General features: G+C 40.3%; 15 protein-coding genes, 1 other RNA gene and 1 other annotated feature. Of the genes, 4 read left to right on the plus strand and 12 right to left on the minus strand.

Annotated elements, in window-relative coordinates; translation table 11 throughout:
* Positions 1-66: 66 nt before the first annotated feature.
* A complete protein-coding gene (locus DXB43_RS05085) occupies positions 67-1368 on the minus strand; it encodes an InlB B-repeat-containing protein (protein WP_117698991.1) in 1302 nt (433 codons plus the stop codon).
* A gap of 73 nt (positions 1369-1441) precedes the next feature.
* Complete coding sequence (locus DXB43_RS05090; protein WP_117946982.1) at positions 1442-3535, minus strand: elongation factor G; 2094 nt, start codon at positions 3533-3535, stop codon at positions 1442-1444.
* Between the two features lie 319 nt (positions 3536-3854).
* Between DXB43_RS05090 and aroF the strand changes: the two genes are divergently transcribed.
* The 3 genes from aroF to aroA are packed head-to-tail and all read left to right on the plus strand — an operon-like array spanning position 3855 to position 7302.
* Positions 3855-4871, plus strand: coding sequence for a 3-deoxy-7-phosphoheptulonate synthase (gene aroF, locus DXB43_RS05095; RefSeq protein ID WP_022243873.1), 1017 nt, complete (start codon positions 3855-3857; stop codon positions 4869-4871).
* Between the two features lies 1 nt (position 4872).
* Positions 4873-5970: a prephenate dehydrogenase gene (locus DXB43_RS05100; protein WP_117946983.1), complete on the plus strand. Its 1098-nt coding sequence runs from the start codon at positions 4873-4875 to the stop codon at positions 5968-5970.
* A 54-nt stretch (positions 5971-6024) separates the two neighbouring features.
* On the plus strand, positions 6025-7302 hold the full coding sequence (gene aroA, locus DXB43_RS05105) for a 3-phosphoshikimate 1-carboxyvinyltransferase (RefSeq protein ID WP_117946984.1): 1278 nt from the start codon (positions 6025-6027) through the stop codon (positions 7300-7302).
* Positions 7303-7450: 148 nt separating this feature from the next.
* On the opposite strand, the gene DXB43_RS05110 is transcribed toward aroA, so the two are convergent.
* The 9 genes from DXB43_RS05110 to deoC all read right to left on the minus strand — a co-directional run bounded on the left by DXB43_RS05110 (position 7451) and on the right by deoC (position 17464).
* On the minus strand, positions 7451-7792 hold the full coding sequence (locus DXB43_RS05110) for a PilZ domain-containing protein (RefSeq protein ID WP_022243876.1): 342 nt from the start codon (positions 7790-7792) through the stop codon (positions 7451-7453).
* Between the two features lie 74 nt (positions 7793-7866).
* Complete coding sequence (queA, locus tag DXB43_RS05115; protein WP_117946985.1) at positions 7867-8892, minus strand: tRNA preQ1(34) S-adenosylmethionine ribosyltransferase-isomerase QueA; 1026 nt, start codon at positions 8890-8892, stop codon at positions 7867-7869.
* A 17-nt stretch (positions 8893-8909) separates the two neighbouring features.
* Complete coding sequence (gene pheT / locus DXB43_RS05120) at positions 8910-11333, minus strand: phenylalanine--tRNA ligase subunit beta (protein WP_117946986.1); 2424 nt, start codon at positions 11331-11333, stop codon at positions 8910-8912.
* 82 nt (positions 11334-11415) lie between these two features.
* A complete protein-coding gene (gene pheS / locus DXB43_RS05125) occupies positions 11416-12435 on the minus strand; it encodes a phenylalanine--tRNA ligase subunit alpha (RefSeq protein WP_117698997.1) in 1020 nt (339 codons plus the stop codon).
* Positions 12436-12536: 101 nt separating this feature from the next.
* Positions 12537-12753, minus strand: a binding site (T-box leader).
* Positions 12754-12800: 47 nt separating this feature from the next.
* Entirely contained in the window at positions 12801-13655 is an 855-nt protein-coding gene (locus DXB43_RS05130; protein ID WP_022243880.1) for a YihY/virulence factor BrkB family protein, read from the minus strand.
* Positions 13656-13657: 2 nt separating this feature from the next.
* Complete coding sequence (locus DXB43_RS05135; RefSeq protein WP_158567194.1) at positions 13658-15886, minus strand: SpoIID/LytB domain-containing protein; 2229 nt, start codon at positions 15884-15886, stop codon at positions 13658-13660.
* Between the two features lie 182 nt (positions 15887-16068).
* Positions 16069-16248, minus strand: a non-coding RNA gene (gene ssrS / locus DXB43_RS05140) — 6S RNA.
* A gap of 83 nt (positions 16249-16331) precedes the next feature.
* Positions 16332-16739, minus strand: a complete 408-nt coding sequence (locus tag DXB43_RS05145; RefSeq protein WP_117946988.1) for a cytidine deaminase — start codon at positions 16737-16739, stop codon at positions 16332-16334.
* An 80-nt stretch (positions 16740-16819) separates the two neighbouring features.
* Positions 16820-17464 carry a deoxyribose-phosphate aldolase gene (gene deoC, locus DXB43_RS05150; RefSeq protein WP_117946989.1) on the minus strand — a complete coding sequence of 215 codons (645 nt, stop codon included), beginning with the start codon at positions 17462-17464 and terminating at the stop codon, positions 16820-16822.
* Between the two features lie 220 nt (positions 17465-17684).
* Between deoC and DXB43_RS05155 the strand changes: the two genes are divergently transcribed.
* Positions 17685-19046 carry a citrate/2-methylcitrate synthase gene (locus DXB43_RS05155; protein ID WP_117946990.1) on the plus strand — a complete coding sequence of 454 codons (1362 nt, stop codon included), beginning with the start codon at positions 17685-17687 and terminating at the stop codon, positions 19044-19046.
* 126 nt (positions 19047-19172) lie between these two features.
* On the opposite strand, the gene DXB43_RS05160 is transcribed toward DXB43_RS05155, so the two are convergent.
* Positions 19173-19517, minus strand: coding sequence for a hypothetical protein (locus DXB43_RS05160; protein ID WP_117946991.1), 345 nt, complete (start codon positions 19515-19517; stop codon positions 19173-19175).
* Positions 19518-19684 lie beyond the last annotated feature (167 nt).

Raw genomic sequence — 19684 nt, forward strand, 5'->3', positions numbered from 1 at the left:
ACATGCTGATAGAATGCCTTTTTAGAGACTTATACTCATAAAATTCTATCACATGCCCTCAATTTGTCAAGGAAAAATGGTATTTGTATCAATTGTAAGAATCCGGTCTATCGGACAAATGCTCTTCCCTTTTCCGTCTGTGCCTTCAAAATATTTCGAGCTTGCCGATTCAAACAGCACATAGATATTGCCGTCTGCATAATTAATTTCTTCGGAACATGGTGGCATTTCCACCTTAAGTTCCGGTGCCCGCGGCTTTGTATCCATTGCATCTACATTCTGGTAAATCTTTAAATAGGATGAATTGCTTCTTCCATAGGATGTGCTTAAATACACTCTGTCCTGTTCATCAAAAGCAATTCCCTGCACCTTTTCCGGTATCTGGTAGCGCTGCTGTTCCATCAGTTCTCCATCCTGATATTTATAAGAAATCATAATGGATTTGAATAAGGCATTGTGTGTTGCTACCCAGAGAATTCCATCATGCCAGGTAATGCAGGATGGCATATTCGCTACACGGTATTCTTCAAACATTCCGGTGGCATCCACAAAAATCTTCGGTTTGGACTCTGCAATCTTTTTTATATAACTGTAACTAAGCCGTTCCAAAGACCTTGTGTCCGAATGGCAGATCCAGACATTTCTTCCATCGTAGGTAAGTCCTCCAAGATGGCTGTTCTTTTTCATGCCAAGGGTAACCATATATTCTCCGGTCTCTTTGTCAAAGATATAAAGGGCTCCAAGGCTTTCCGAATCATCCGTATTATATGCTGTAATCATATAATAATCTTCGGTAATACAGATTCCCTGCGGACACTGGTTGTCCGTGGATGTCATATTCTGTGCATAATCCTGTTCCCTGGTGGATGGCATTCCCGGAATATTTACATCATAGGCAAAGCTGAATCCACAATCCTTTAACATCCGGTCATTTCCGCTCATCTGTGATGCCGTGGAATATGGATACATTTCCACGCTGTAAGAAGAATCAATCTTCTTGGTCCATTTTGCGTATAACGATACGTCTCCGAAATTATCAATGTTTATCTCTGTAATCTTATTCTGATAACTGCTTTCGGTATACCAGCCAGCGAAATTATATCCCGGTTTTTCCGGTATATCAAGGGTTAGAGGAAGTTCTTCTATAATATAGTTATAAGTCAAATCAGAAGAAGGGATTCCACCATTTAAGTAATAGGTGATATCATAATCTTCCTTTAATACATTGGCATCTTCCGGCTCCATGCTGTAATAAAGAGAGGTAGTGATTGGCAGAGAACGAAGTGCTTTTGCTTCTGAGAACTGCGAATTATCGAAAAACAGTGCAATAATCAAAACAATTGCAAAAAATGTTCTTTTCTTTCCCATGTCACCACCACCTCTCTTTCCTCATCCGTTTGTCTTAACAGATATTTTTTCTCATTACACTTATCTCACTACACTATTTATCCTCTTCTGAAGCAAGCTTGGATGCCCGTTCTTCCATCTGTACCCTTGCGACTTCCTCCGGTGCCTGTTCGTATCTGGCAAACTGGTAGGAGAAATCTCCGCTTCCCTGTGTCATGGAACGAAGTCTTGTGCCATAACCATATAATTCAATATAAGGAATATCCGCTAAAATCTCGGTGGTTCCTTTGTTATCCGGTGTCATGCCAAGAACTCTTGCCCGCTTCTTATTTAAATCTCCCATTACATCTCCGGTATAAACGTCCGGTAATGTAATCTTAAGGCTGGCAATCGGTTCTAAAAGCACCGGCTTTGCTTCTAAGATTCCTTTCTTTAAGGCTTCTCTTGCAGCAACCTTAAATGCCATTTCCGAAGAATCTACTGCATGATAGGAACCGTCATAAAGCACTGCCTTGATACCAAGTACCGGATATGCCGCCAAAGGTCCTTTCTGCACGCCCTCCTGAAGCCCTTTTTCTACTGCCGGGAAGAAATTCTTCGGAACCGCTCCGCCAACCACTTCCTGCGAGAACTCATAGGCTTCCTCAAGATTTCCCGATGGTGAAAAACGCATCTTTACATGTCCATACTGGCCATGTCCACCAGACTGTTTCTTATATTTATATTCCACATCTGAGGTTCCTCGGATGGTTTCACGGAATGCAACCTTCGGACGGCTCAGTTCAATCTCTACTTTATACTTATTCTTTAAGGTTTCTACCAGAACCTCCAACTGCTGTTCCCCGATACCATAAATCAGTGTCTGGTGATTAGCACTGTCATTTACCGTCTTAATGGTTAAGTCCTCCTGCATAATTTTCTGCAGTGCCTGGGAAATTTTATCTTCATCACCTTTATTCTTTGCTTTATACCTCATGCCGGTATATGGCTCTGAAATACTTGTCCGGATAAAGAGTATCGGATTGGCTCTGGTAGACAGGGAATCGGTTGTCATAGCTCCGGAAAGCTTTGCTAATGCTCCGATATCTCCGGCATGAAGCTCCGGTACTTCCTGTGGTTTGCTGCCGCACATTACATAGAGCTTTCCAATCCTGCCTTCTGTATCCCGATGATGATTAAAAAGTAAATCATCGGTTTTTAACACACCGGAATTTACTTTTATCAGAGAATATTTTCCAATAAAAGGGTCTACAATTGTTTTAAAAATATATGCTGATTTTGGCTTTGAGAAATCATAATCTGCGGAATATACTTCATTGCTCTTGGCATTGATTCCGGTACAGGAACGTTTATCCGGGCTTGGGAAGTATTTTATAATGTCATCTAACAAGGTATACATACCCTGTGCAAGAATGCTGGAACCCATGGAAACCGGAACCATGCTGGCATCCGCCACATTCACGCGAAGTGCCTGACGTATTTCGTTTTCTGAGAATTCATCACCATTAAAATACCGCTCCATGAATTCTTCACTGGTTTCTGCTACCGCTTCCATCAGGGCATCGGTACAGATTCCAAGGTTATTCTGGCTGTATTCCGGAATCTCACATTCTACTACTTCACCCTTATCATTCCATCTCTGGGCACTCTTACGAACCACATTGATATAGCCTACAAATTTCTCGTTTTCACGAATCGGCAGATGGAATGGTGCAATCCGCTTGCCATATAACTGCTGTAAATCTTCTACTACCTGCCTGAAGCTTGCATTATCAATATCCATCTCCGTAACAAATATCATTCTCGGAAGATTGTATTTCTCGCAGATGTCCCAGGCTTTCTTCGTACCGACTTCAATTCCATTCTTGCCGGATACCACGATAATTGCTGCATCTGCGGCACTGACTGCTTCTTCCACTTCACCGACAAAGTCAAAATATCCCGGAGTATCTAAGAAATTAATCTTGGTATTATCCCAGATAACCGGAACAACCGAAGTATGGATGGAAAACTGTCTTTTGATTTCTTCTTTATCAAAATCACTGATAGTATTTCCATCAGAAATCTTTCCCATACGGGTTGTCATGCCGGATAAATATGCCATTGCTTCCACCAGACTGGTCTTTCCCGCTCCACCATGTCCTAAAAGCACGACGTTTCTGATTCTGTCCGTTGTAAATACTTCCATATGTTATTCCTCCTGTACTATAGATTTATGTATATATTTTACTAAATCAAGTTATTTTCTTCAACTATATTATGTATTATACACAACATTTATGAATGAATTGTAAATGTGCAGTAAACATTTTGCACTATTTTTGATAATTTTATTGTGAAATTTTATATTTTCGCACGTTAAACTTTAACGCTTTAAAGTATTGACATTGTATTCTGATTCCGTTATAGTATACATGCACCACCGGAGAGATACGGTTGCATTCCGTTTCTTCTCATATTATAATAAACCGGTCAGGTGACATTTTTTTAAGTGAGGATTATAAATTATGATTATTGTTATGAAACCATCCGCTCTTCCACAGGATGTAGATAAAATTGTAGATGCAGTGGAAAAAGAAGGCTTAAAAACCCATCTTTCACATGGGGAAGAAGTTACAATCATCGGAGTTGTCGGTGATAAAACCAAATTAGATATTCAGCGCATTGAAGCCAGCCCTGAGGTAGAAAAGGTAGTTCCGATTACCGAAAGCTACAAGCTTGCCAATAAGAAGTTCCACCCACAGCCAACCAGCTTCAAGGTTAAGGATACCGTAATCGGTCCTGATACCATGACAATTATGGCTGGTCCATGTGCCGTTGAAACAGAAGAACAGCTTCTTTGCATTGCCCGTGCAGTCAAGAAGGCAGGAGCAACCATTCTTCGTGGTGGTGCTTACAAACCTCGTACTTCCCCATACTCTTTCCAGGGTCTTGAGGAAGAAGGTTTAAAATATATGAAGACCGCTTCGGATGAAACAGGTCTTGCAACCATTTGTGAAGTAACCAGCGCACATGCCGTAGAATCTGCTGTAAAATATGTCAGCATGCTTCAGGTCGGTGCCAGAAATATGCAGAACTTCGAATTATTAAAAGAAGTTGGCCGTGCTGGTCTTCCTGTCTTATTAAAGAGAGGTCTGTCTGCTACGATTGATGAATGGCTGAATGCAGCAGAATATATTATTTCTTCCGGAAGTCCAAACGTTGCATTATGTGAACGTGGTATCCGTACCTTTGAGACTTCCACCAGAAACACTTTGGATTTAAGTGCAGTATGTGTCTTAAAGGAACGTACCCATCTTCCGGTCATCGTTGATCCAAGCCATGCAACTGGTGTCCGCTCTTTCGTTGAGCCGCTTGCTAAAGCCGGTATTGCCTGCGGTGCCGATGGTCTGATGATTGAAGTGCATAATGACCCTGCACATGCACTTTCCGATGGTCCGCAGTCTCTGAACTTCGAACAGTTCGATTCTGTTATGGAACATATCAAACCATATATTTCCTTAAGCGGAAGGAGCTTAATGTAACATGGACTTTAAGAAAATCGGTTTTATTGGTCTTGGTCTTATCGGCGGTTCGATGGCTAAGACCATAAAACGCATTTACCCGGAAACAGAACTGATTGCCACATCCGGTCATCTTTCTACCATAACTGCAGCTTTTGAGGACCATACTATTTCCAATGATACGCTGCTTGCAATGAAAGATTTCTCCGACTGTGATATTATCTTTCTCTGCTGTCCGGTACAGAAAAATATTGAATACATAAAAGAATTAAAGCCCTTTTTGAAAAAGGGCTGTATTCTTTCTGATGTAGGAAGTGTCAAAGGGGATATTCATGAAAGTATTACAGCCCTTGAGTTAGAATCCTTTTTTATTGGCGGACATCCTATGGCAGGTTCTGAAAAGACCGGCTATCAGGCTGCAACCGCCTATTTATTGGAAAATGCTTATTATATTTTAACCCCGACTGCAAAAACTGATACCGCAGTGCTTCATGCGTTCCGGGATTATATTGCATCATTAGGCTCAGTTCCTATGATTATGGATGCGAAAACCCATGACTATGCAACCGCTTCTATCAGTCATCTGCCGCATATTATTGCAGCAAGTCTTGTGAATCTGATTCGTGAAACCGATGATGAAAATGAGACGATGAAGACGATTGCAGCAGGCGGATTTAAAGATATTACAAGAATTGCATCCTCTTCTCCTGTAATGTGGCAGCATATCTGTGCCTCTAACCGGGAGCAGATTTTAACACTCATTGACCGCTATACGGAAGAATTAAATACCATGCGTAGTCTGATTGCAGAAAAAAAAGAAAAGGAAATCTATGATTTCTTCTCTCATGCCAAGGATTACCGGGATTCTATCACCATTACTTCTTCCGGTCCATTGCGTAAAGTCTTTGAATGTTATTGTGATCTGATTGATGAAGCCGGTGGAATTGCAACCATTGCTACGATTCTTGCCAGCAACAATATCAGTATTAAAAATATTGGAATTATCCATAACCGTGAATTTGAAAACGGTGTACTTCGTATTGAATTATATGAAGAAGAAGCACTTAACTGTGCCATTGCACTGCTTCGCAAATATCATTATACAGTTTATGAACGATAATATTTAGATAAAATATTGACAATATTTCAGAATGCATCCAGAAAGGATTTTATTATGCAGATCAAAAAAGCCCATGCCTTACATGGAGAAATAAATATTCCGGGAGACAAATCTATTTCCCATCGTGCAATTATGTTTGGTTCGCTTTCCAACGGCACAACCGAAATCACCAATTTCTTAGAGGGTGCCGACTGTCTTTCTACGATTTCCTGCTTTCAGGAAATGGGCATTGAAATTGAACGGGAAAAAAGTCGTGTACTTGTCCATGGAAAAGGATTACACGGTCTAAAGGCTCCACAGCATATCTTAGATGCAGGGAACAGTGGAACTACTACCCGGCTGATTTCCGGTATCTTAGCCGGTAATCCCTTTGTCAGCCAGTTAGATGGGGATGATTCCCTTCGCACCCGTCCTATGAAGCGTATCATGGAACCACTTCGTCTCATGCAGGCAGATATCGAAAGTTTAAAGGATAACAACTGTGTTCCTTTAAAAATAACCGGACATGAATTACATGCCATTGATTATACTTCCAAGGTTGCATCTGCCCAGGTAAAATCCTGTATACTTTTAGCCGGCTTATACGCCGACGGAATTACCAGCGTAACGGAACCGGTACTCTCCCGCAACCACACAGAACTAATGCTTCGCTCTTTCGGTGCTAAAGTCACCTCCGAAGGAACAACTGCATCCATTGCACCGGATCCTGTTTTAAACGGACAGAAAGTGGAAGTTCCTGGAGATATTTCTTCGGCAGCCTATTTTATTGCGGCAGCGTTACTTACTCCTGGTTCCGAAATCTTAATCCGCAATGTTGGAGTCAATCCCACAAGAGACGGCATCTTAAAAGTTGCCAAAGCAATGGGCGGCTCCATCGAACGGCTGAATCCAAGAACCGCATCCGGTGAGCCGGTCTGCGACCTTCTGGTAAAAGGCAGTTCACTTCATGGTACCGTGGTGGAAGGGGAACTCATCCCGACTTTAATCGATGAAATCCCTGTGATTGCTGTTATGGCAGCCTTTGCAGAAGGAATCACCATTATCCGGGATGCTGCAGAACTTAAGGTAAAGGAAACCGACCGTATTCTTACGGTAACAGAAAACTTAAAGTTATTAGGCTGTGATGTTACCCCAACGGATGATGGCATGATTATTCACGGCGGAAATACCTTACACTCCGCAGCCATTGATGCAGGACTTGATCACCGGATTGCTATGAGCTTTGCCATTGCTGCGTTAAATATTGATGGTGGTATCGAATTAGAGCATTCTGAAATTGCAGAGGTTTCTTACCCTGATTTCTACAAAGATTTAGAGAAATTATCTATGTAAATCATATGTCAGATTATAAATCCACTAAAAAAAGCACCAAATCTGCTACAGGCAGTTTTGAAAACATCAAACCGCTTTCAGCCCTTTATTTTCAAGGGTTAAAAGCGGTTTTCATCAACACATTTTATTCTGTAACTCATTTTTTCTTTTAGACATCATTGAAAATCTGATAAATATCAATTTTTAATGCATCGGTATCTGACATTCCAACAAATACACAGCCATATTTATAGGTTCCGTCCCCCTTCGGGTCACATCTGACAATCTCAAGTACCGCATCAATGACCTCTTTCGTCCAGATCTGAATCTTGGTATCATAGTAGGTTCCAACTTTCAAATTCTGGTCAGAAACAAATCCGATTCCGGAACGTGAAATATCGGTAACTACCACATGAATAAATTTTAAAGTAGTAATATCATCCTGATCCAGACGTTCCAGCTGAACAGATACATCTAAATCCAATCGTTTATGTTTTCTTCTCTCGTCCATAGTCCTCTCCTTCTATCAAGATTAAAGCTAATAAAATTATTTTATCCTATATTTCGAATTCTGACAATAAGAAATTATTTTATCAGCATAGCGTCCCCAAAACTAAAGAAACGGTATTTTTCTTCTACTGCTTTCTTATAGGCAGCCAGAATATGTTCCCTGCCTGCAAGAGCAGACACCAACATCACAAGGGTAGACTGTGGCAGGTGGAAATTCGTAATCAGAGCATCTATAACTTTAAACCTATAGCCCGGATAGATAAAGATATCCGTCCAGCCGCTCTTTTCCCGTAAGGTGCCATCTTCTTCTGCTGCGGACTCTAAGGTTCTTGTACTGGTGGTTCCCACGGCAATTACCCGGTGGCCATTTGCTTTGGCACGATTGATTTTATCGGCTTCCGACTGTTCGATCCGGTAGAATTCCGAATGCATATGATGCTCTTCGATGGTATCTACTTTTACCGGACGGAAAGTACCAAGTCCCACATGAAGGGTAACTTCTGCTATATCTATGCCCATATCACGAATCTGCTGTAATAATTCCGGTGTAAAATGAAGTCCCGCTGTTGGGGCAGCGGCAGAACCATCATATTTGGCATATACTGTCTGATAACGGTTCTTATCCTTTAACTGATGGGTAATATAAGGCGGCAATGGCATCTGACCAAGCTGGTCTAAAATCTCTTCAAAGATTCCATCATAGTGAAACTGAATCAGCCGGTTACCATCTTCTACGACCTCTAAGACTTCTCCGGTCAAAAGTCCCTCTCCAAAAGAAATCTTAACACCAGGCTTACATTTCTTTCCCGGTTTTACCAGTGTTTCCCAGATATCATTTTCTTTTCTCTTTAAAAGAAGAATCTCTATTTTGGCTTCCGTTCCCTCTTTGACTCCAAACAGTCTTGCCGGAATAACCTTGGTATTATTTAACACAAGACAGTCTCCCGGCTGCAGATAATCTACTACATCACGGAATATTTTATGTTCAATATCTCCTGTTTTCTTATCCAAGACCATGAGTCTGGAACTGGAACGATCCTCCAGAGGATCCTGCGCAATCAGTTCCTCCGGTAAATCGTAATCAAAAGCTTTTACATCCATGTTTCTTTCCTCTATTTCTAAGCTCTCAGTTCAATCTTCATTGCTTCTAATGCTTTTACAATGCGGTTCATTGCTCCGCTTAAATCTGCTTCCTCTAAGTTCTTATCCTTTGCACGGAAGGTCAGTGAATAAGCAATAGATTTATAACCCGGTTTAATCTGGGCTCCTTCATAAATATCGAACAGTGTGTAGCTTTCTAAGTAAGCGCCGCCCTTGCTGTCGAATACTTTTTCGATATCTCCTGCAAGAATCTCTTTTGGAACAACCATACTGATATCACGGGTTGCTGCCGGGAATTTGGCAATACCTTCGTATTTACGGTCAAAGGTTGTTTCATCCATAATAGATGGCATATCAATCACTGCAACGTATACTCTATCTTTGATATTGTAATTAGCAGCTACAATCGGATGAACCTCTCCTAAGTAACCAACTACTTTACCATCATATACAATGTTTGCCTGACGGCCCGGATGCAGATAAGGTCTTCCGGACTTCGGATCATATTCAGCTTTCATCGTCATTCCAACTTTATAGAAGAATTCTTCTACCACTCCCTTCATGGTAAAGAAATCACCTTCACCATACATACCAAGGGTAAACTGCATTCTCTCGTCCGGAAGTTCCGTTACCGGTACACTCTTTGGCAGATAAATGTTGCCTAATTCATAGAGACGTACATCTTTATTTCTTCTGTTGTAGTTGGTTGATAAAGATGTCAGCATTCCATTTAAGGATGTGGTACGCATAATACTGAAATCTTCTCCCAAAGGATTGGAAATTGTTACGGTCTGGCGTAATGGTGAATCTTCCGGAAGTAATAATTTATCAAATACCTTCGGGCTTTCGAAGGAATAATTCATACCCTGTGAAAAACCGCAGAACTCTGCAATTTCTCTTGCAATTGCTTCGATTCTTAATTTATAGGATAACATTCCGGTAGTAGCTTCTCCGCTTGGCAGGGTTGTTGGAATGTTTGCATAACCAAAGAATCTTGCTACCTCTTCTGCAAGGTCTGCATCACACTCTAAGTCCTGTCTCCAGGATGGAACTAATACTTCATTGGTTTCTTTATCATAACCTAATTCCAGACGTTTAAAATAGGAAAGCATTTCTTCCGGCTTAATATTGGTTCCTAATAATTTATTATATTTCTCCGGTTCAAAAGGAATCCGTCTGCCTTCTTTCTTATTCTCGTAAATATCAATGGCTCCGCCAACTACTTCACCAGCGCCTAATTCTTCGATTAACTGGCAGGCTCTGTTCATAGCTTCCATAGCAAGGTTCGGATCCAGACCTTTTTCAAATTTGGAAGACGCATCGGTACGAAGCCCGATTTTCTTACCGGAAAGGCGGATATTGGTTCCATCGAAGCATGCAGCTTCAAAAAGCATGGTTTTTACATTGTCTGTAATCATGGAATTCTCGCCACCCATAATACCTGCAATACCGATTGCTTTCCTGCCATCACAAATCATCAGAACGTTTTCATCCAAAGAACGCTCCTGACCATCCAAAGTTGTAAATAATTCGCCTTTTCCGGCACGTCTTACAACAATCTCTTTTCCCTCGATGGTATCCCAGTCATATGCATGCATCGGCTGTCCGTATTCTTCCATAACATAGTTGGTAATGTCCACAATGTTATTGATTGGACGGATTCCCTGGGCTGCAAGTCTGCGCTGCATCCACTTTGGTGATGGAGCAATCTTAATATTCTTTACCACACGGGCGGTATAACGAGGACATAATTCTTTGTCTACTACATTTACTTTAATATAGTCATTGACATCCTCATCATTTCCGGTCTCAGTTACAACCGGCGGTACAAATTCTTTCTTAAAGGTTGCTGCTGCTTCTCTGGCAATTCCAAGGATTGAGAAACAGTCTACACGGTTGTTTGTAATCTCATATTCCACAATAGTATCATCAAGGCCTAATGCTTTAATTGCATCATCACCCGGTTTTACCTCATCCTCTGCGAAGATGTAGATACCATATTCCGGAGCTTCCGGATACATATCACGGGTAGAACCAAGTTCTTCAATGGAGCACATCATTCCATTGGACTCAATTCCTCTTAATTTACCTTTTTTAATTTTGATGCCGCCTTCTGTCATCTTTCCATCATGTCCACCGGCAACACGTCCGCCATCTAATACAACCGGAACTTTATCTCCTTCTTTTACATTCGGAGCACCGGTTACAATCTGGATGTCCTCACCTGTTCCCACATCTACCTGACAGATGATTAACTTATCAGCATCCGGATGCGGCTCGATTTTCTTAATCTGTCCAACGACGATTTTCTCTAAATCGGCATCCATTTTCTTGTAAAATTCTACTTTTGAACCGGACAGAATCATTGCATCGGTATATTCCTGTGCATCTACATTAAGTCCCGGAACCAAAGCTTCTATCCATTTTAATGATGTATTCATATTGTTTCTCCTTCTATCAACTCTCTACTGTGTTCTTTTCTTTCCGACTACAGGAAGCATGTCCCTTCAACTTCCCTGTTCATTAAAACTGTCTTAAGAAACGGTCATCATTCTCATACAAGAGACGCATATCATCAATTTCATATTTCAATAAAGCAATACGCTCAAGACCAACTCCGAATGCAAATCCTGAATATTCTTCCGGATCAATACCGCTCATACGAAGCACCTTCGGATGAACCATTCCACAGCCTAAGATTTCAATCCATCCTTCTCCCTTACAGAAACGGCATCCTTTACCGCCACATTTAAAGCAGGTGACATCCATCTCTGCACTTGGCTCTGTAAATGGGAAGTGATGCGGACGGAATTTTACTTTGGTTTCCGGTCCGAACAGACGGGCTGCAAACTCCTGCAGCGTTCCCTTTAAATCTGCAAATGTAATATTCTTATCAATTACCATTCCTTCTATCTGATGGAAGGAAGGTGAATGGGTTGCATCTACTTCATCTGCACGGAATACTCTTCCCGGTGCAATCATGCGGATTGGCAGCTTGCCTTTTTCCATGACACGGACCTGTACCGGTGAAGTCTGGGTACGAAGCACGATTTTATCATTAATATAGAACGTATCCTGCTCGTCTTTTGCAGGATGATTTGCAGGAATATTTAACGCTTCAAAGTTATAATAATCATATTCTACTTCCGGTCCTTCCACTACTTCATAGCCCATACCGGTAAAGATACGCTCTACTTCTTCCAATGCAATGGTATTCGGATGACGATGGCCGACACGGTTCTTTTTAGCCGGAAGTGTAACATCAATTACTTCATGTTTTAATTTCAGTTCCATCTGGGCAGCTTCTAATTTCTGCTTTGTCTCATCTAATTTCTTTTCAATAGCTTCCCTGGTCTCGTTTACCAGCTGTCCTACCAGAGGTCTGTCCTCCGGTGCAACATCCTTCATTCCTTTTAATACTGCGGTGAGTTCACCTTTCTTTCCGAGAAATGCAACTCTGACATCATTCAGTTTGCCAAGTTCGCCGGATGATTCAATCTGATGAATTGCCTCTTCCCTGATTTTCTGCAGCTTTTCTTTCATAATAATATCTCCTTCTATCATTTTATTTCATTCATAAATAAACTACGAGAAACACGCTTTGCGAATTTTTCACGTAAAAAAAACGCGAAGCATTTTCTTCCCATAGGGACGAAATTACTCCGCGGTACCACCCTGATTTCTAAATCATTAGACACTTATAAATACTTAACGCGTATCACGTCACAGACTACTAACATTCACCTGTGCAGCTTCCGTGCGAAATTCAATTACTGCCTTACCTTAAGGAAACTTTCAGCCGATGATTTCCTCTCTCTTTAAAAAGTACAATAACCTACTGAACACTTTCATTGCCCTTTACTTTTTCACTAAATGTTATAATATCACAGTGTTTCTAAAACTTCAAGTTATTTTTTATCCCGTTTCCGTTCCTTCTTCTGCTGTATGAATCCTGCAATATATTCGTCGAATACCACATTGAATTCCGCACATAACATCAGGATATACATGCAAAAATACATCCACAACATAATTAATACCAATGTAGTCAGGCTTCCATACATGGAAAATCCATTAAAATAATTCACATAGATAGATAATCCGGCAGAAAACACACACCAGGCAATGGCACAAAGTACTGCGCCCGGAAGCTGGGAACGAAAGGTTGCCTTACGGTTTGGTATCAATGTAAAAATCACTACAAAGAGAATGACTAACACCAGTATCATAATAAGGCTTCCACGTTCAAATATAAGGCTTACAATATGTGTCATTATCGGAATATGTTTCACCAGAAGATGTTCTAATGATTTGCCAAATACCAGTAATACCAGCGAGATTACAATAGCAATGACAAATACAATGGTATAAATAATCGCCCAGAAACGGAGAACAAACCAGTTTCTGGTCTCCACAATATCATTTACCACATTCAACCCATTTGCCATATACTGCACACCCTTGGCTGCCGACCACACTGCTGCGATGGCTGCAATCGATACAATTCCAAAGGATTTGGTATAGACTTCATTGATAATATTTACCAGGAACGGCGCAATATATTCAGGCATTGTTTCATTTACAATCTGCAAAATCATCCCTTCCGTTACCGGCGTGTACTGCAAAAGGGAACTGAACACCATAAGAAACGGGATACTGGATAAGAGGATAAAAAATGCTGCCTGTGCTGCAAATGCATTGATATTATCCCGTTTACATTTATCTAAAAATGATTTTACATTTCCAATCAGTTTCCAGAGCAAACTTATGCACCCCCTTCTTCCTTCGTCATATTTTGTGGCTGATATAACTCAGTCAGTTCTGTATCCTGATAAAAATAATTTAATATCCTTTTATAATCAAAGCCCTGCCCGCAAAGCTTTTGTGCCCCATTCTGGCTCATGCCAATGCCATGACCGTAACCACCGCCAAGGACTGCATAAGTTCCATCCCCTTTTGCCTGTATACTGATATAAGCACTGGGCAGAATACTCATTTCCACACTGCTTCCATCCAAAAGGTTAATATTCGTAATACCACAGCCCAAAATTGCACGCATATTATATTCGGACTGTACGCTGACTGCACCATTCTGGAATTCAAGTTCCAGTTCTAAAATAACACCACTCTGATTGCGTTTTACCACATTTATTGCCTGCAATGAGCCAAAGTTACTGCAACTGTCTGTTGTTTCCGTCTTAGATGCATCTTTATAATAACTAATTGCCTCCGGCTGGTGCTCTTTTCTATCGGCTATCGTATGAAGCAATGTCTCATCTTTTCCCTGGAAATCAAGCACAGTATTCCAACGGAAATATTTCAAATCCGATTCATAGCAGGCACTGTCTACGTTACTGATATAATCCAAGAAGCTTTTTTCATCCGATAAATCAATGGGATTTTCTTCACTGCGCACCCAGACGCCCTGCAAATAACCATAAGCATCTTTATCAAGATTCCAGGCTTCGTAATCTCCGGTATGTCCATAGGATGTGGAATAATAATAAGTCTCTATAATATCACCTTTATAAGAAAGTACCTGACCTTTCGTCTCATCTACCGCAGCTACCGTTTCCGGCGTCTGATTCTGCTTATTATACACCTGAAAATTCACACTGTCATCTACATGTGCTCCATAAGCTTCATATTTATTGTGCATCATCTGGATATAAGCATAGCTTCTGGCACAGACAGCCTGTGCTTTTAAGGCTTCCATTCCATAAGAAGATGGAACCTCACTTGGGATAACGCCCTTTACATAGGATTCTAAATCCACTACATTTACCACGGTATATCCTTCCGGATACATACGAAGCTCCATGCTGCCTGCATAAGCCGGAGATATGCGATTGCCCTGATTGTCAGTAAAATAGAATGGCGATGTGCCATCCTCTGCGACTAATGAAACAGACGATGTTGTCAGTATATTGGCATAACAGGATGCTGTAATCACGCTTCCTGCTTCTAATACAGTTTCCGTTTCTCCATAATAAAGATGCACCGGCACATCCGATACCAATGATACATCAGAACGGAACATATTATCATTGTCTAATAACAAAACACGGATGTTTTCTATTTTAGCAGGCTCTGTCAAAAGAATGGCGCAGATCTGTTTTTCTGCCACTACAAATGTAATTTCCATATTTTCCAGCATCAGCGCATCCATGGAGACTTCCCGGATTCCATCATAAGTTGCATATATTTTCATGGCTTCATCTATCGCAACTTGTCCATATCCCTTAATCTCCATTGCGGTATCTGTTTTTGATATCAGCTTTCCGGTAATGGTATCTTCCTTCCGGCTGATTTTATGTATCTCTTTTTCACTGAAAAAAATATCTGCTACGACATTTGATAATTCTTCATCGGTATCAACCGGCAGCTGGTATTCTGTTCCCTGATAAAGAAATGTAAGATTTCCTTCTATATTTGAAATGAGATAGGCATTTTTCAATGCCACATCTTCTTTATCCTTTGCGGCGACCCCGATTACTTTATCCTCTAACAGATAAACACCATAACTGTGAAGCTTCTGATACCACTTTAGATTGGATGTAATGGCATAAATGCCATCCTGTGTGGTAAGCTGCTTTTTTTCTTTTTTCAATACAAGAATGTCCTTTTTTAAGACAGACGTATCGGTATCAAGATAACTTAAAATTTCATCATATATAGCAAACCAGACTGCCCGGTCAATGTTTTTTTTCGAATCATCCAAAGGAATATATTCTTTTAAATGAAGCAATTCCAGAATGCCACTTACATCATCATAGGTAAGTGTTCCCTGTTGCGGCAGTTTCTCAGCCCATTCGTCCTTGGAATAATAAGTAAACTGCAGCAGGGAGGGAATCTCATTCCGATAAACACATTGTTCGGAATATCCATTTTTCTCCCCTTTTGTATCCGTTATCAGAACCACCAGTATAAGAACCAGAAGTGCTCCACAAAACAGCAACAGATAATTACTTTTTTTACTTTTCACTTTTCGCATAATAACTCCTTTATTGCCTGTTGCAGAAAAGAAGCTGCTTTTCAGCAGCTTCTTTTTTCTCTTTTGTATTTTCGGTTCTTTTGTAAACATGCTTCTTTGGTATACTATATGTTTATCTTCCGTACCTTATGATTCTTTTGTACACAAAGATTCTTTCGTCTATTCATACCTTATCTTTAGCAAATATACCCAAAATGCCGTTTCCTGTATTTTGACTCCTAGCAAAGCTAGGTGGGTAACCTCAACCAATACTCTGCCTTCCACTGCAAACGGAGGCCTGACATCCTATTGGAGATATTGGAATCCCGTTTAAAGTAAATGTAGGTTCAAAATAACAGGCGTGTCGAACATCCCAGGCATAAAACTATCTGCTTTTTGTAATTGTTATTATACTCTAATATGTGTTGCTTTTCAATGTAAAATTCCTGTCAAATTGTGGAACAATTTATGATTGCAGATCTTTCGGTGAAAAGGATGCCGGAAAAAGCTCTTCTAATTTCATAACTTTGATACCGCCAGCTCCATCTTCCATAATTACCTCAAATGTGCTTCCATCTACAAATTCTGTCAGCACCTGCCGGCAGACACCGCAAGGTGTAAGCGGTTCTTCCCTGTCTCCCACTACAGCAATAGCTAAAAATTCTTTTTTCCCTTCGGATACTGCCTTAAAGACAGCTGTTCGCTCCGCACAGTTCGTGGGCGTAAAGGCTGCATTTTCAATATTACATCCGGTATAGATACTGCCATCCTTACAATAAAGGGCTGCACCTACATGAAAATTGGAATACGGTGCATAGGAATATTTTTTGGCTTCTTTTGCCGCTTCTAATAATTGTCTTTTGTCCGTCTCCATGACACTCACCTTTTCTAAATTATTTCTGTTTTACAAATTTTTTTCATTATCTTATCATTCTTCATTGCTCTTAATATCTGCTATCCCAGAATATCAACGGCAGAACTTGTGCCAAGCCGTGAACAGCCTGCCTTAATATAATTTTCCATATCTTCTTTGGTACGGATTCCTCCGGCCGCCTTAATCTTAACCTCTGCTCCAATGTGTTCTTTCATTAATAATACATCTTCCATGGTAGCACCTGCCGTTCCAAATCCGGTAGATGTCTTGATAAAATCTGCTCCGGCATTGGTTACCGCATGGCACATGGCAATCTTTTCTTCTTTTGTAAGATAACAGGTTTCGATAATAACCTTTAAGATCCTACCTCCTGTTACCTCTTTTAAAAGACGGATTTCCTCTTCTACTTTATGATATGCCCCATTCTTTACATCGCAGATATTAATTACCATATCAATTTCGTCTGCGCCGTCTTCCAATGCTTTCTTTGTCTCTGCCAGCTTTCCTTCAGTGTTCGCATATCCTAACGGAAATCCTACTACGGTACAGATTTTGATTTTATCGCCGTAAGTTTCTTTTACCCGGCTGATGTAACAACTTGGGATACAAACCGATGCGGTATGGTATTTTATTGCTTCTTCACATAATTTTTCTATGTCCTTCCATGTGGTAAAGGCTTTTAACGCAGTATGATCCACATAACGATATAATTCTTCTTTTTCCATTTTGTACCTCCGGTATTTTTTTTAATTGTAATATATATTCTGTAATTTATCCAGCAAAAAACGTTTTATCAGAGAACATTTTTACATTAGTACTATCTTCCTATAATTCTAAATTTTTTAGAAAACAATTTTAAACTTTCTTTAAAATTTACGCTTTTTTCTTGTTTTCTACAACCGAAATATGATAACATATTAAAATAATTAAAAGAGGAGGAACAATATGACAGGACGTTTTTATGAAATCACACCGGAAATAATGGAACTTGCGAATAAATGCTCCGCATCATCCATCATTCCTTCTGAATTATATACGAAATATAATGTTAACCGTGGTCTTCGTGATTTAAATGGAAAGGGTGTTCTGGTAGGACTTACACACATTTCTGATGTATGCTCTACCAAGCTGGTAAATGGAGAATACATTCCATCTGAGGGCGAACTTTATTACCGTGGCTATAATGTAAAAGATTTAGTAAAAGGAATTGCACCGGACAGCCATTTTGGATTTGAGGAATGTGCTTATCTTCTGATGTTTGGTGAGCTTCCAACCAAAGAACAGTTGAAAAACTTCTGTGGACTGCTTTCCGAATACCGTACACTTCCAACCAGCTTTGTACGTGATATTATTATGAAAGCTCCAAGCAAAGATATGATGAATACACTGGCACGAAGTGTGCTTACACTTTATTCCTATGATGACCGTGCCGATGATATTTCACTTCCTAATGTATTGAGACAGTGTTTGCAGCTTATCAGCTTATTCCCACTGCTTTCTGTATATGGTTATCAGGCTTACCGCCATTATCATGATGGTGCCAGCCTTTATATTCATACCCCACAGCCGGAATTATCTACTGCAGAAACAATTCTTCATATTCTGCGGCCAGACAGTAAATATACCCCATTAGAGGCAAAGCTTTTAGATATCGCATTAATCTTACATATGGAGCATGGTGGTGGAAATAACTCTACCTTTACTACCCATCTGGTATCTTCTTCCGGAACCGATACTTATTCTGTTATTGCAGCATCCCTTGGTTCCCTGAAGGGGCCGAAACATGGTGGTGCCAATATCAAAGTAGTTCAGATGTTTGAAGATATGAAACGCACTGTAAAAGACTGGACAGACGAAGACGAAGTAGGTAAATATCTTACTGCACTTCTTCATAAAAAAGCTTTTGACCATGCCGGTCTTATCTATGGAATGGGTCATGCAGTATATTCTCTTTCCGACCCAAGAGCAGTCATCTTCCGCGGTTTTGTGGAAAAGCTTTCCCAGGAAAAGGGATATGAAAAAGAATTTGCACTCTACTCTTTAGTAGAACGTCTTGCACCGGAAATCATCGCCAAAGAGCGTAAAATCTATAAAGGTGTAAGTCCAAACGTAGACTTCTTCAGCGGATTTGTTTATCATATGCTTGACCTTCCGTTAGAACTCTATACACCAATTTTTGCAATTGCAAGAATTGCCGGCTGGAGTGCCCACCGCTTAGAGGAGCTTTCCCAGAACGGAAAAATTATGCGTCCTGCATATCGTAACATCGGTGAACGCAAAGAATATGTTCCGATTGACAAACGTTAAACCGCAAGCTTCTGCCACCTGCAGCTTCTTACGGAATGCTTAGACACAAAAAACTGTAGTTCTTATCCGGTATCTTTTCCAGATATAAACTACAGTTTTTTGTAAATTATTATAAGTAAATATTTTTTATAAATACTTCTCTCTGGCATTCTTTAATGTACTGACCAAAAACAGACAAGATAACACCAGCAGCAGAAGGATTCCTGATTTAATAATAATCGGCAGTTTAAAGATGGTCTCACCCAATGCCGTCACAATGCCATATACTAATGCCAGTGCTCCGCAAAGAAGCATTTTCGGTGTTACTTCTTCTCTTATCTTCTCCGGATGTTTACATTTCTTTAATTCCTCCGGCGTTGCCAGAAGGCTGCTTGTCTTTCCGGTACTTTTCATCCATATGCCATTCATAAGAACATAGATACCTACCAGTGCTACTACAACATCTACTACTAAATTCCAGTTTACTTTCATAATATGTAACCTCTTTTACTCTTTTTTCCTGACTCTGATTTATCTTACCACACTTTACATTGCTATGTGAACATATTTATCATATAACCTTCTATTCTTATTTGTTTTTTATGCAAAACCACGAATTTTATCGAAAAAGCCATTGAAACTTTTGGTCAACTATTGTA

Source organism: Roseburia sp. OM04-10BH (genome assembly GCF_003462605.1).
GTDB lineage: Bacteria > Bacillota > Clostridia > Lachnospirales > Lachnospiraceae > Roseburia_C > Roseburia_C amylophila.